This window comes from Candidatus Hydrogenosomobacter endosymbioticus (genome assembly GCF_021654655.1).
In the GTDB taxonomy this organism is placed as follows: domain Bacteria; phylum Pseudomonadota; class Alphaproteobacteria; order Holosporales; family GW7; genus Hydrogenosomobacter; species Hydrogenosomobacter endosymbioticus.
Map to the genome: position 1 here is coordinate 291,707 of NZ_AP025225.1, position 14,595 is coordinate 306,301.

The following is a 14,595-nucleotide window of genomic DNA, read 5'->3' on the forward strand; positions in this document are numbered from 1 at the left end:
GATTCAAAGGATGTATGTATCTCGGCTTAGAGCGACTTTTTTTGTGTTGATTTCTGCCGCTTGCTTTTTACTGTCTGCGGTTGCTTTTCTGCCAAAACATATAAGAGACAACATGCCACACTGGCTTCCAAGCAAGTCTTTGGTCCTGGGACTGGATCTTCAGGGCGGAGTTCATCTTCTGCTTGAAGTTGGAACAAAAGAACTAATGGCAGAACGATATGCTGGAGTTGCAAAGTCTATAAAGGATGCTCTTCGCAAAGAAAAAATACGATATAGCCGTGTAAAAAGCGACTCTAGCGGTGTATCACTTGCGATTGTAAGTGATATAGGAGCTGGAGCTGCGGCCCAGGTTCTGCAAAAATCTCTTCGCAATTTTTCTGGTCAGCTTGATATTAAGCCTTCTGGATCTGGCATGCATATAAAATTTAATACTTCTACAGCCCAACAGATGGTTTCGCAAGCAGTTGAACAATCGATAGAGGTTGTACGAAAAAGAGTTGATGTTGCTGGAACTGCGGAGATTCTCATACAAAAGCAGGGAGAAGACATGATCGTGCTGCAGATTCCTGGGTTTGATGACCCTCAGAGGGTGCGCAGTCTTTTGGGCAAAACAGCTAAGTTGACGTTTAGGTGGGTGGAAGGGATAGCTAAGAAAGAAGATTCTGGTCAGAGCACTGACTCGGCGTCTGTTTTAGCTCCATACAAACAAGATGGAGAGTCCTATTATATGGTTAAAAAAGAGACTTTGCTCACCGGAGAGGACCTGCTTCGTGCATTCCCGTCTCAAGATGAGCGCGGGCTGCCTGCAATAGGAATTGAGTTTACGTCTCAAGGGGGGCGAGTGTTTGCAGAGGTCACCGACCCATCTATAAATAAAGGAAAAATGTTTGCAATAGTACTTGATGAAAAGGTCCTAATGGCCCCGAGAATTAGCGTTCATATTCAGGATGGAAAAGGCATAATAACCGGTGGACAGTATGGATTTTCTGTTCAGGAGGCTAATGACTTATCTCTTTTGATGCGCTCTGGAGCTCTTCCTGCACCTCTTAAAGTTGTTGAAGAAAAAGTTGTTGGTCCGGGCCTTGGAAGGGATTCAATCTATCTAGGTGGCGTTGCGACTCTGATAGCTATAGCAGCTGTATGCGTTTTCATGCTGTGCGCATACTCTTTCTTTGGAATATTTGCTGTTATAGGCGTGTTTTTTAATTTATGTTTTCTTATGGCGGCCCTGATATATATAGGAGCTACCCTTACTCTTCCTGGTATTGCTGGAATTGCTCTTACCATAGGCATGGCTGTGGATTCCAATGTTCTTATAAACGAGAGAATAAAGGAAGAGGTCAGGTCTGGGCGACGATTGATAAGCGCTATAGATTCAGGACACAGGAAAGCTATGAATACAATAATAGACTCTAACGCTACGACTCTTGTTGGCGCGTTCATACTATATCTACTCGGCACTGGAACGGTACAGGGATTTGCAGTAACTCTCGCGCTGGGAATAATAACTTCTATGTTTACGTCGATCGAACTTACAAAATTTTTTATAGTGCTTTGGCTTCAGAGGTTTAATCCAAAGAAGCTTTGGATTTAGGTATGCGCGGAATATGTGTTGTTGTCTTGCTGGGGTTTTCAAATGTGTTCATCTGATGATTATCTAGAACGTTGTTTAAAGCGGAGGAAGTAAAAAATATGGCAATTATCTCTATACCAAATAATGCTAATTTCCCGTTTGCTAAAAACAAATGGATGCCTGTTATACTGTTCGTAGGTTTCATCGCCGCGTGTTTTATAGCATCATTAATCAAAGGAATAAATTACGGCATCGACTTTAAAGGTGGAATCGTCATAGAGGCAGAGCTTCCCGCAAATCAGTCTATGGACCTGAACGAAATTCGAAGCAAACTTAAAAAAGCTTTAGGTAATCGAGAAATCTCTATCCAGGAAATTGGAGCAAAGTCAGGCAAAGCGCTTATGATACGCACAGAGAAAGACGAAAAAAAAGATGTAGAGCATTCTATAAAGCCAATTAAAGACACGCTAGACCATAAAACAGTGTATCGAAAAATAGAGTTTACTGGACCAAAAGTTGGACAAGAACTAATAAACAACGGGATAAAGTCTGTATTTTGGGCTCTTTTTGCTATAACACTGTATGTATGCGTACGGTTTAAGTGGCAGTATGGCGTTTGCTCTATTCTTGCGTTGCTTCACGATTGTGTTGGAATTATCGGATTTTTCGCTGTTTCTCAGAAAGAATTCAACGAAGGAGCCGTGGTTGCGATACTGATAACGGCATCATACTCTATTAACGACACAGTTATAATATTCGATAGGATACGAGAAAAATTAGCAATGAAAAGAGGAACGGATTTTTCAGAAATAGTAAACAGGGGTATAAACGAAACACTTCCAAGAACTATATTGACATCAACGACCACTCTTTTGGCATTATTCACTCTTTATATGTTCGGCGGGAATATAGTAAGTGACTTTAGTTTACCAATATTGATCGGGATATTCATCGGGTCGTATTCTTCTATATTCATTTCAGGCCCTCTTCTTGTGTGGTTTAAAGAACTTGGAGCTACAGGCTCTCTAGTTACTGACGAAAAATCGAATAAAGAAAGCAATTCACCTGTTACCAGCACATGATTATACAAACCCCTTGCAGAGGGAAATTATAAGAAAACGTTTACGGTGTTTTCGGTATTGATTGTGAAACTGTTATAGTGTTTAAATAGAGCATTGGTAGAATAGTGCGAATAGCATGATATAGACAGCCTGCCGGAGCGGATGTAATGAAAAGTTTTTATGTAAAATGTTTGGTCGTTTTTGGAGTTTTCATAGCGATAGCAGCCGGGTCTGTTAAGTTATATGACGACTACTTTATTTCTAGATATTCACTAGTAAATGGTCTAGATCATTATGGATTCCACGACGAGAAACAGAAACAATCCATACAAAGACTCTTCCAGATGGCGTCTATCATACCAGCTGATAAAACTATAGAAGAGTGCTTTCCTAAAAGAGCTTCTGGAATAGAATTTATTTCTGACATAACAAAAGTTGTAGAAGCCACAAAAACGCATTTTACACTTCGTTCTGGAAACCAGGAAAGGTGGGAGGTTTCCCCTCAGGAATGGATGCTACAGAACAAAGAGAAGATTATTTCTGATTTAAAAACGCTCGGTTTCATATCAGCCATATCGCCAAGACACAAATATACTGATGCTGTATGTATTCTTGGAGCATCTGCGCAGCGTATGGAATACAGAATCAGGTATGCGAATTTCCTTATAGGATCTGGAATGAAGGTAAGATCTGTGATTTTGTTGGCAGGAGAGAGATACGCAACAAAAGGTATAGATGGATCTCAGGAATCGCTTTCTGAGGTTGCAAGGAAGTTCGGTCTTAACGACTGGAAGAAAGTAACGGAGACGCATCTAATCCAATACATATACAGTAAATCCGCCCTAAATAGCCGAAAAGATATATTTGTCCACGTAATAGACACTCCTAGGCGCGATTTGCCAAGACCAACTACTCAGACAACGATCATGGAGCTAATCAAGTGGCTGAAAAGTCACCGAGAGGTTCAGGACATCGTGTTTGTCTCTAACCAGCCATATGTAAAATATCAAAAGGCCGTCATTGACTCTATTTTTAAAGCTCAAAATGTGACAGTAAAGTATGAAGTTGTTGGAGGGCCAGTTCTCGATGCGACCAATCCTCAGGCTATTCTGGAAGGGCTTGGAACGTTTATATGGGCAGCGTCCCCGTCGCTGTTGTATTCAATAAAGACTGAAAGCAAAAATTTGTCCCCAGAATTAATGGCTATAGAAGAAGAAACAAAGCAAAAACTGAAGGATTTATATTCTCAGTCTCCGTTTATTTATCAAACTCTTCCTGCAAACCTGAGACCTTGAAAGAAGTTTTTTCCCCTACGTGTGTGTATGAAAGAAGCCACCGCGCTAGCTATGCAAAGTTTAATCGCACATATGTTTGATGCGAGGTAAAATGGGTAGAAGAGTTGCGGCATTCTGGATATGCCCGTGACCGAGGAAAGCAGGAAGAAATACTATAAATACAGTCCCGAAACACGCAGAAAATTTCCCCATACAAAAAGTCGCAATATCCGCGCTGACGACTAAAGGCATCTCGTGAGACGGGCTCCATGCACGGGGGGGGTTCCCCGCTCATTAAATCGCAACGATAGCCGGGCCAGAAAAACCACGCCAGTACTCCACCACAGAAAAACCGACAGCGCACCCGCTCTTAGTTTCTTCGCATATTTTATCACCACCTAAAACAAAATAAAACTATTACGCCGACAACTAACCTAATCCCACCTTTCTAAAAAAACACAACGACAAACTATCACGAAAATATCGCTTCGTCTAAAGCACAAAGCTCGAAAACCCACGTCTATACTTACATAAAACACGCACAAAACCACCGCAAAGGAAAGGCCAAAAAGCCAAAACCCAAAACAGAGTACAACGCACAGCGACTCACATAAAAGCCACATTCCAAGCTAAGCTGAAGAAACCTCCAGCTCCGCGAGCAAGCTACACGGCTTCTCCAGTCTTCTTAGAATACCGAACTTTCTTATCACCATCAAATCTGAATCCAACCCTTGTGGGAGACCCCGTTTTCGAATCAACCAGAGCAACGTTGGAAATATGTATAGGCGCCTCTTTCTCAACCCTTCCACCTTCGGGATTTTTGTAAGAAGGCTTAACATGCCGGATCACAAAATTCGCACCCTCTACAACCACTTTGCAAGAATCACGAACCACGCGAGCAACCTTACCAACATGACCCTTAGACTTGCCAACCGTAACAACTACGGTATCACCTTTACGAATTTTCCACGCCATATCACCAAACCTCAGGAGCTAAAGAAACTATCTTCAAAAAACCATCACGCAGTTCTCTAGGAACTGGGCCAAACACGCGAGTACCCATAGGCTCGTTCTGCTTGTTAATCAGTATAGCCGCATTATCGTCAAACCTAATCACAGACCCATCTTTCCGCTTGATAGAATTGGCAGTTCTAACGATAACAGCCCGCTGCACAGTTCCCTCTTTCACCTTGCTGTGAGGAATCGCCTCTTTCACAGAAACTATGATAACGTCACCAACAACTGCATATCTCCTCTTAGAGCCACCAATAACTTTTATACACATAAGCTCTTTCGCGCCAGAATTATCCGCAACTTTAAGTCTAGTTTGCATCTGAATCATGATACAAGAACCGCATAAAACAAAACCATCCCTGTGATTATAACCAAAGTTTTCACTAATAGCCAGAAATATATCGCTCCGCCCACAGAGCTCACAGCTATTATCCAGCATTTTCTCTCATAGCTAGCGGCAAAATAAGCAAAACACCAACCTCATCTAGCTATCTTTCATCAGAAATTTCTTCGTTCCGGTCCAAGTAGAGATCCGGGAAAAAATACATGACAAAATTTGGAGTGATAGTCTTTAACGGGTTCACCTCAACCGCAGGAGAACCAGTCGGACCAACTATAGAAAAACTGGTTGATAAAACCCCGTCTTCTCCGCCCAACAGCTTACCAATAAACGGTATATACGAAAACATTCTATTGAACATATAAGCTGGGATCAAGGCCCCAGTCATGTTAAACCTCCCTTTATCTAAGTCTATTTTTCCTTTTGCTGAAATTCCCATATTTATTCCATAACAAACGAACTTCTTTACAAACAATGCTGCCTGAAAAGGATCGTATGAAAATTCGCAAGAAATTCTCCTGAAAAAAAAGTCTCTAGACAATAGTTCCAGCGCTCCAGTCGGAGATGCGATAGCAACAAGCTTAGTAAGCAGAGGAGTCCTAACATATACACCCTTTATTACCATTTTTCCAGAGCATGTTCCGTCTCTACGCTGCAGCGCATTAATTTTTATATTACCTCCACAAAGCCTACTCGATATACCGAAGCCGTTTAAAATGGACCCGGCATTCTTTCCTTCAACCACCACTTTGGTCTCATCACTCCCGTTCGGAATTATGTTGACAGATACGCGTCCGCTGTCAGACAAAATTTTTCCCTTTTCTTTTACAAAACCAGATATTTTTCCTGATCTCAAAAATAGATTTGACAAAAACCCAGAAGACTTCGTGGAACCGATAATTCTGTTCCCCTTTATTACCCCGCTCACCTTATGTATTACGCTATTATCGAGTATAAGCTCGCCGCAGCGAACCTCTGCTATCACATTTTTTCCAAGGCTTGTCACTATTTTTTTACTTTTACTTTTAGATCTCTCAGAATCCTCGGCGTTTTTATTAGCTCTTTTTTCTCTTTTTCCTGGCGCTTTTTCTTCCGAAGAAGGTTCCTCACCAAAAAAACCTCTTGCATCTATAGTGTCAGCTTTTATAACGACCTTTTCCGACAATGCATTCGATGAATAGTTTATAACTTTTACAGTTGGCTTTTGGATATAGCAAGAAAATTCCTTAATACTCTGTCCTTCGCTAAATAATGCATCACACAGCATTGATATACTGCCTGATGTTTCTAGATGCGCGCTAGAAATAACTCCGCTTTTATCCATTTTTATTGAAATTTCGCAGACAAGAGGTTGACTTTCTGATTTTTTCACTTGTATCTCGGGAATTTGAACGCACTGATCTGTAAGGTCCATGTTTATGCTTGCGTATGGCTTTGCTTTTTCAGGACAAATCTCGCTAGTTATAATTATTCCTCCTTTTGTATATGGAGAAACGTCTATCCCAACAAGATCGCTAATCTGCGCGCATGAAATCGGGCCATAACGAAGTCTAAGCGTTCCAGATCCACTTTTCTCAAAATCTTGCCTCCATTTTGCTTGCGCGCACGCTCCGTTAAGAAAACCTCTGGCGTCAAGCTCCATTTCCTTATTACTAACAGATATTTTCATTGCCCCGTCTGTAAGAGCAAATGATTTTCCGCTAAATAACACGCTCATTCCACAGTCATTAACCTCGCTGCTCGCAGAAACTATAACGTCTTTCTTTTTTAGATCCTTAAGCAAAGGAAAATGAAATCGAAGATTTGTAGCGGCAAAACCACGAATCGAGGCTATGTCTATTGGAGATTTTTTCAAAAACCCAAGCGGCGGCTTAGTTATTACTTCTATTATATTACGAAAACCGCCAGTTATATGAAGGTCAAGGTCAATATCAGGCACATCTTGGTCTAAACAACATATTATTATCTTGCTTTTGCCAAGACTTTGCCCGCAAAAAGACCCTGACAAAACATCTATATCAAATTTCTTCTCTGTAAATATAGATTTTGCACATACAGATTTCACTTGTGGCATTTCGTCTAAAAATGAAACGCCAACATTTTTTATGTCAAGATTTCCTCGCACTTCTATAACATCATTTTTGTTTTCTGTATGCTCAACACGGATATTACAAGAAACGCTATTAATTTCTCCACCATGAAAGTTTTTTGTTATCCAATCGCGCGCACCGACGGCGAGATTTTTTGGCCAAATGTTCTGTAGCTTCTTAATGGCTACATGACTTTCAAATTTTAACGAAATATCTGATAGCCACTTTTGACCGCATCTATTCGATGACACAGCTCCAAATGCTTTTTCTCCATCTATGCTGCAAGAAATTTTCGGAATTAAAATAAGATTATCGTCCACATGAAATTGTATTTTAGATTCAGCTATGAATATTTTTTCTCCAATAGCGCCTATTACATATGGAGCTTGCTTCGTAATCTTTGTTTTATAAGCGTTATCAGTATTGTTGATCTGGGCTAGCTCTCCATCAATAACAAATTTCCCGCTCGGGAAAGCGGCCCTTCCTCTAATCTGCCCAGCCAACACAAAGCCAGACGAAGAAAAGCCTATCCTAGCTTCTCGTATAGCCGCAAAATAATTCACAGCTTGCGTAATTCCTTCATTATGTGAAATGAAAAAATCTATATCTGCCATTTTTTTGCCCGTTTCAAAATCGGTTATCTCACAAAAGTCTCTATCTGGAAATGCTTTTATATCGATATCGTTTATACAAAAATTTCTACCAGCCAACGAAACATTTAATGTTGTTTTTCTTGCTATTATAGCTTCTACGTTTACAATCTTTTTTATAAATTCAGCTATATCTGTAAATATAGCGTTCCCGTGCGCTCCTGCTCTTTTGTCAAAATCCACTTTGATCACAGAATCATAAAATTCTGCGCTTTGTATGCGCGACCATGAACTTAAAAGCGCTGAAGGAGAAAAGTTAATTACCGCGTATCTAGAAGAAAAACTTTCTTTTATTATAATATTATATGCGCGCAATTCTATATTCTTGTTTATGCTCGGCCAATATACTGATATATCATCAGCTACTATACTCCCGAAGCTTAAATAACGCACAGCCACTATTACCGACATCGGGGCTATGGAAACCCTGAGAGCCAACACCATCGCAGCGAACGATATCGCTATAAAAATCCACGAAAATCCAGACGCAACAGCACGCACTGACCGAATAATCCACCCAACCCGAACGCCGCGGACTCTATCTTCTTTTCCAGAGTTAGGCTCGTTATTGAGCTCGGCTCTTCGCTTCACTTCCTAGTCTACCGATACAAAGCTTCCGCACAATGATACCATATCAAACCGAAGGTAACATTTTTTTCATCATAAGCTAAAACGTTCTGCGCTATGAAAAAAAAATAGCGACTTCACTGCACCCGTTCTTCTGCCTTCCCTAACCACATAGACGCTTCAGATTTTTCTAACCGCGCACTATAACAGATCTATCTGCTTTATCGTATAATAATTTTTCAGCAAGTATGGTTTCTCCCCCCACCATTCGCTGCCCCACCAGAACTCGAGTTACATAGCTGCTTGGAAGGTAAATTTCCATCCTACTTCCAAAACAGATTATTCCATACCTCTCTCCCATGGTCACTTTATCCCCCTGAAATGCTGAGCACACAATCCTTCTAGCAATAAAGCCGGCGATCTGCACGCATGCTATTCTTTCTCCGTCGTACGCCTTTATAACAAGCCTAAGCTGTTCGTTATCGTCGCTTGCCTTCCCCTCAAAAGCAGCAGAAAACTTCCCTCTTTGATACGCCCTGCTTTCTATAACCCCACTTATCGGTATTCGGTTTACGTGCACATCAAATAAACTCAAAAAAATGCTTATTTTACTGAATTTTTCGCTAGATAAACCGATCCCAGGTGCAAAGTCCACATCAGATATATCGATAATAACTCCATCAGAAGGGCTAAGCACAACGCCTTTTTCCATGGAACTTACCCTTTTTGGATCCCTAAAAAAAAGAGCCACCGCAACCATAATAACAGCTATAAAACAAAACACCGACACAGAAAAAAGGCTTGAAATAAAAGCAACAGCAGCAAGAGAGAGCACCAAAATATACCCTCTTCTATCGATCCTAAAATTCAAAAATCGCACAAAATCAAAAAACATATACCCATTTTTCAGGACTCTTTGTACCTGCAACTCTATACAATAGTCACATTTTCGGCAACTTTTTGAGTTGTTTTTTTGCTAGACGATCAATAGCATCTATATACAAATTCGTGTTTTAGAACTATTTTAAGCCTTTATTGTTAACATAACTATGTGGCAAATAAATGAACATTGCATATAAAAAGCAATGTGCAAAAGAGGATATAATGATGAATAAATTTTTACTAGCTTTGTTGGCATTAATGACGCTATCTTTCGGGGATTTCGCCAAGGCTGAAGGAGACGAGACAACTTCTGCTATCAGCAACGATGACGACGATTCAAATCACAACAATGAAAGCAACGACGACAGCAGCAGCGACGACGATGATGATGATGACGACGATGACGAATAGTAATCGCTAAATACAATAAATACAAAGTATTTTTTACAAACGATTCTTGTTAAAACTTTTTTAGAACAGTGGTATGTGGCAGAGACACCAAGTGTTGATGCCACCGCTTTTTATAATAAAAAAGTTAACACCTGCGATAAAAAAATGTAATAAAAAAAGTATATTATGAAAATGACAAACAATAAAATAACCTACGCAATAGTAGCAGCCTTGCTCACTGCGTTTTTACATTATCACAGCTCCATCGCAAAAAAAGGAGGTAACGAAAACGGAGATAAACCAAAATACTCTGACGCCGCAAAAGAAATGTACAAAGAAATATTAGAAAAAGAAACGGAAGAATTGAAAAACCCAAAAAATAACAAAAAGGTCATCCCGCCGTCGTCGCCTTGGTAACACCAACGCAGACATATAAAACCGCGCATAGCACTGCACAACCTAGACTAGCATAAGAGCGGGTGATGGGAATCGAACCCACGTGATCAGCTTGGAAGGCTGGAGCTCTACCATTGAGCTACACCCGCGTAGCCGTGATTTTCTCAAAATTCCGTCGCGTAGTCAATCTAACAAGAAATAAAATCACATTTTACTTCACAGACATCATCACGCCATATTTTATTTTTCTCTAGGAACGTTGAATAACCGAGCACAAACGATATCTTTCTATAATTCACAAGTTTGACTGACAATATGTATTAGTGTAGAATCGCCCCAGCGGATGTTGTGTTAGAGGTTGGGTTATGGGCAAGTGCTGTCCGGTTCTTTCTAAGAAAAAGGTGTTTGGAAATAATGTTAGTCACGCACATAACAAAACACGCCGAACTTTTACTCCTAATTTTCATAAATTCACTTTTCGAAGCGATGCCATGAACACTGACGTTAGGCTTTTGCTGTCACAGAAAGGAAGGAAAACTATAGAGAAGTACGGCGGGATAGACCAATTTTTGAAATCTGCTCCCAGAAGACAACTTGGAGGCCCGCTTATGAAACTTAAGAAGAGGCTTTTGTCTAGCATTGTCGAGCAGTAAAGGTCAATCGTTGTTTTCCGTATCGGACGCACCAGCGGTTTTTGCACTGTTCTGTCTTGTTTCTGTTTTGTTCTTTTGTGTTCGTATTTGCGGTATGCAGTTTGTTGGTTTCGCTTCTTGTTTTTTGATAGCAAACGTTGCATGCTTCTCTTTTTGATGGCATACTCTATCGGCTAGCTGGTTTGCGTTATGTTACCTAATCTTTTAGGCTAATTTTAATGACGGGCTCTGTCGCTGTTTCCTTCTGTGGGAGGTTATATATGGGGCCCACTTGGTACGACTGTCTCTATAAAGATTAAGTAGTTGCGGCCAGCTGGTTCTTACGTGCTATGCCTGAAACGCTGTGCTATCGTGTAAAGACTCTACGTAACAAACCATGTTACTGTGGCTTCTTGTTTGGGTTTACTCAATCAACCGTCAAATACCTTCAATGGCAACACAAAAGAGGCCCGTATTTACAACTGATAAATAATGGTGTATAGGTATTGAATCTTTTTGGCGCGGCTTTGTTACCGTTTTTCTTGGCAGGCGCTTTTACTAAAATAGAGAGTTTGTTGCAAAATGACCAATTTACGAGATATAAAGTCTAAGTCACCTTCTGAGCTGTTGCGCATTGCAGAGGAACTGCAGGTGGAAAACCCTAGCACTCTTCGAAGGCAGGACCTTGTTTTTGCAATATTGAAAAAACAAGCCGAGTCTGACGATCAGATCATAGCAGATGGAGTTGTTGAGGTGTTACCAGACGGATTTGGATTCTTGCGCTCACCGGAAGCGAATTACCTTCCTGGCCCAGATGATATATACCTGGCTCCACAACAAATAAGGAAATTCTCGCTTAAAACAGGAGATATAGTATCTGGAACTGTTCGCCAACCTAAAGATGGAGAAAAGTATTTTGCTCTAAACAAGATAAGCAAGATAAACTTCTGCGATCCGTCGATGTCTCACTCCAGGATAAATTTCGATAACCTCACTCCACTGTTTCCAAACAGAAAAATAGCTATGGAAGCAGGAATCGATCACGAAAACGGCTATCAGGACCTAACCCTTCGAATAATGGACATTGTGTCCCCAGTTGGATTTGGGCAAAGAGCTCTTATTGTTGCACCACCAAGAACTGGTAAAACCGTTATGCTACAGAGCATAGCAAAATCCATTATACGCAATCATCCTGATGCGTTTTTAATCGTTCTTTTGATTGATGAAAGGCCGGAAGAAGTGACCGATATGGCTCGATCTGTAAAATGTGGAGAAGTTATCAGCTCAACATTCGACGAACCCGCTAGCAGACACGTACAGGTCGCAGAAATGGTAATAGAAAAAGCAAAAAGGCTTGTCGAGTTTAAGATGGACGTTATAATACTTCTCGATTCTATAACGAGGCTAGCAAGAGCGTACAACACCGTTGTTCCGTCTTCCGGCAAAGTTCTTACAGGAGGAGTTGACGCAAACGCTCTTCAAAAACCAAAAAGATTTTTTGGGGCGGCTCGAAATATAGAAGAAGGCGGGTCACTCACTATAATAGCAACCGCTCTTGTAGAAACAGGTTCTAGGATGGACGAAGTGATATTTGAAGAATTCAAAGGAACCGGAAACTCGGAAATTGTGCTAGATAGAAAACTGTCAGATAGAAGAACATTCCCAGCTATAGATATAACAAAGTCTGGAACAAGAAGAGAAGAGCTTTTGGTTGATAGGGCTACTTTATCGAAAATGTGGGTTTTGCGTAGAGTTCTCAATCCTATGGGATCAACAGAGTCTATGGACTTTTTAATAGACAAAATAAAAGTTACTAAGAACAATGCAGAATTTTTCACTGTTATGAACAAATAATAAAAAAATTAGAGCTGCTCTATAGGCAAGACAACAAATATATGCCGCTCAATCGGATATACGCAATAGAGCTGCTCTATGAATTACCACAACAAATCCATCAAAACCAAACTCCCTAACCAAAGAAATAAACAAATTCAAATGCCGCAGCTATCGCTGGAGCAAGCGGCACATATTTGCCTTTTTTTTCGCCTCGCGCACCAAAACAAAGTTTTACTAAATTTCTAATCCCGATCGCAATAATCCCAAAACATCCTGTCAATATAAAAAATACCCATACACCGCTAAACTGAAAAAACAATCCACAAGCAGACGCAAATTTAACGTCCCCTCCACCAAGCCCATTTTCTCCGGTTATTTTTGAGGATATCTTCTTCACCAACAACATGACCACGCATATGAAAAGCGCAGCGGCACAACTCTCAAAAAACGACCCGTCAACCATATACGCAGAGCGCAGCAACCCTAAAGCCGATAAAAAAACAACAGATACATTTGGGATGCGCATCGTTATGATGTCGTATACAGATATAAACAAAAGAGCGAAATGCAGGAAAAAGCAAAACACTACATACAATACTTCCACTGAGCTCGCACCTCATAAATTGCTTTGCTGTTTTATTGCACGTATAACGGATGCACATATTTTTTCTGCAGAAGTCTGCCCAACGTATGCGCTCATCGGCAAGCTTAAAACAACTCGGGACAATTTTTCGCATACTGCAAGCGCACGATTCCCAAATACACTCTCGTGATATTTCGAATATGCCTGCTGAGCATGAAGCGGCTTTTCATAATACACAACGCTTGGGACGCCTTCTTCTTTAAGCGCGCAAATAACTGCCTGCCTATTAATGCTCTCTGGAAGCCTTATTGTATATTGCGCCCACACTGAGACCGCATCATCTCTTATTGTTGGAGTTTCTACATATTCGTAAAGCATTTCATTATAAAGCGCAGCTATTTTGTTGCGCTCCTCTATTTCCCACGGAAATATCTCCAGCTTCTGAAGAAGAATAGCCGCTTGTATCGTATCTAGCCTACTATTAACTCCAACCCTAACATTATCGTATTTATTGGATCCCTTGCCGTGAATTCTTATACTCCGCAAAACAGAAGCAATTTCAGGGTTGTCAGTAAATATAGCGCCACCATCTCCATAGCATCCAAGCGGCTTTGCAGGGAAAAAACTCGTCGTAGATATGTCTGCTAACGTGCCAACCTTTTCTCCTTTATACGAAGCTCCAAAACTCTGGGCTGCATCGTCAATTATCCAAATACCATATGAAGACGCAATATCCCTAATAGCATCATAATCGGCCGGCGCTCCGAACAAATCAACTACAATAAGACCAACTATACGCAGCCCAGACTTTTCACTAGCCTCTATTGCAGAAACTATTTTTTCTGGATCAATATTATATGAATCCCACAAAGAGTCTATAAACACCGGCGTAGCCCCGACGCTAGCTACCACCTCAGCAGTAGCCGTAAAAGTGAAACTAGGTACCAGCACTGCATCTCCGACGCCAACCCCAAGCGCCATCAAACTCATTTCAAGAGCATCTGTTCCATTAGCGCACGATACGACATACTTTGCTCCACAAAAATCAGACAGAGCCCTCTCTAAATCGAAAACCTCTTCTCCCATGACATAATCGCCCCTGTCAAGAACTTTTTTTATAGCAATGTCAATTCCACTTCGTATGTTTTTTTGCTGTGCAGCAAGGTCTATAAAAGGCATACAAGAGGCTGAGCTCTTGTTAACATCGGTGTTATTATTCTGGTTACAATTAGCCATAATGAATTCTGCAGAAAAATTATCTATGAAACTATAGCAAATAACTTGACGATTGTCGCGCGAAGCTAAAT

Annotated in this window: 13 protein-coding genes and 1 tRNA gene; 7 read left to right on the forward strand and 7 right to left on the reverse strand. The window is 40.7% G+C overall.

Annotation, left to right across the window (positions count from 1 at the left end):
• The first annotated feature begins 112 nt into the window (after nucleotides 1–112).
• The 3 genes from secD (at nucleotide 113) to HYD_RS01385 (ending at nucleotide 3,929) form a co-directional block, all read left to right on the forward strand.
• Nucleotides 113–1,594, forward strand: a complete 1,482-nt coding sequence (gene secD / locus HYD_RS01375) for a protein translocase subunit SecD (RefSeq protein ID WP_236865594.1) — start codon at nucleotides 113–115, stop codon at nucleotides 1,592–1,594.
• A 98-nt stretch (nucleotides 1,595–1,692) separates the two neighbouring features.
• Nucleotides 1,693–2,655 carry a protein translocase subunit SecF gene (gene secF / locus HYD_RS01380; protein ID WP_236865595.1) on the forward strand — a complete coding sequence of 321 codons (963 nt, stop codon included), beginning with the start codon at nucleotides 1,693–1,695 and terminating at the stop codon, nucleotides 2,653–2,655.
• A gap of 146 nt (nucleotides 2,656–2,801) precedes the next feature.
• Nucleotides 2,802–3,929, forward strand: coding sequence for a hypothetical protein (locus HYD_RS01385; protein WP_236865597.1), 1,128 nt, complete (start codon nucleotides 2,802–2,804; stop codon nucleotides 3,927–3,929).
• A 642-nt stretch (nucleotides 3,930–4,571) separates the two neighbouring features.
• Here the strand turns inward: HYD_RS01385 and rplX are convergent.
• The 4 genes from rplX to HYD_RS01405 all read right to left on the reverse strand — a co-directional run bounded on the left by rplX (nucleotide 4,572) and on the right by HYD_RS01405 (nucleotide 9,464).
• Nucleotides 4,572–4,883, reverse strand: a complete 312-nt coding sequence (gene rplX, locus HYD_RS01390; protein ID WP_236865598.1) for a 50S ribosomal protein L24 — start codon at nucleotides 4,881–4,883, stop codon at nucleotides 4,572–4,574.
• A gap of 1 nt (nucleotide 4,884) precedes the next feature.
• The gene (gene rplN, locus HYD_RS01395) at nucleotides 4,885–5,250 is read right to left on the reverse strand and encodes a 50S ribosomal protein L14 (protein WP_236865797.1); all 366 of its coding nucleotides are present in this window, start codon (nucleotides 5,248–5,250) and stop codon (nucleotides 4,885–4,887) included.
• A gap of 160 nt (nucleotides 5,251–5,410) precedes the next feature.
• On the reverse strand, nucleotides 5,411–8,593 hold the full coding sequence (locus HYD_RS01400) for a YhdP family protein (RefSeq protein ID WP_236865599.1): 3,183 nt from the start codon (nucleotides 8,591–8,593) through the stop codon (nucleotides 5,411–5,413).
• A gap of 166 nt (nucleotides 8,594–8,759) precedes the next feature.
• Nucleotides 8,760–9,464, reverse strand: coding sequence for a phosphatidylserine decarboxylase (locus HYD_RS01405; RefSeq protein ID WP_236865600.1), 705 nt, complete (start codon nucleotides 9,462–9,464; stop codon nucleotides 8,760–8,762).
• Between the two features lie 167 nt (nucleotides 9,465–9,631).
• On the opposite strand from HYD_RS01405, the gene HYD_RS01410 reads away from it, so the two are divergent.
• Entirely contained in the window at nucleotides 9,632–9,862 is a 231-nt protein-coding gene (locus tag HYD_RS01410) for a hypothetical protein (RefSeq protein ID WP_236865601.1), read from the forward strand.
• A gap of 165 nt (nucleotides 9,863–10,027) precedes the next feature.
• On the forward strand, nucleotides 10,028–10,258 hold the full coding sequence (locus HYD_RS01415; protein WP_236865602.1) for a hypothetical protein: 231 nt from the start codon (nucleotides 10,028–10,030) through the stop codon (nucleotides 10,256–10,258).
• A 57-nt stretch (nucleotides 10,259–10,315) separates the two neighbouring features.
• On the opposite strand, the gene HYD_RS01420 is transcribed toward HYD_RS01415, so the two are convergent.
• Nucleotides 10,316–10,386: transfer RNA gene (locus HYD_RS01420), tRNA-Gly, on the reverse strand.
• A 216-nt stretch (nucleotides 10,387–10,602) separates the two neighbouring features.
• Between HYD_RS01420 and rpmB the strand changes: the two genes are divergently transcribed.
• A complete protein-coding gene (gene rpmB / locus HYD_RS01425) occupies nucleotides 10,603–10,890 on the forward strand; it encodes a 50S ribosomal protein L28 (protein WP_236865604.1) in 288 nt (95 codons plus the stop codon).
• Between the two features lie 561 nt (nucleotides 10,891–11,451).
• Nucleotides 11,452–12,723, forward strand: a complete 1,272-nt coding sequence (gene rho, locus HYD_RS01430; RefSeq protein ID WP_236865606.1) for a transcription termination factor Rho — start codon at nucleotides 11,452–11,454, stop codon at nucleotides 12,721–12,723.
• Nucleotides 12,724–12,838: 115 nt separating this feature from the next.
• Here rho and HYD_RS01435 read toward each other — a convergent pair whose 3' ends face one another.
• A complete protein-coding gene (locus HYD_RS01435; protein WP_236865609.1) occupies nucleotides 12,839–13,309 on the reverse strand; it encodes a prepilin peptidase in 471 nt (156 codons plus the stop codon).
• Between the two features lie 12 nt (nucleotides 13,310–13,321).
• Nucleotides 13,322–14,524 (reverse strand): DegT/DnrJ/EryC1/StrS family aminotransferase, encoded by a 1,203-nt coding sequence (locus HYD_RS01440; RefSeq protein WP_236865613.1) that lies wholly within the window; start codon nucleotides 14,522–14,524, stop codon nucleotides 13,322–13,324.
• Between the last annotated feature and the right edge of the window lie 71 nt (nucleotides 14,525–14,595).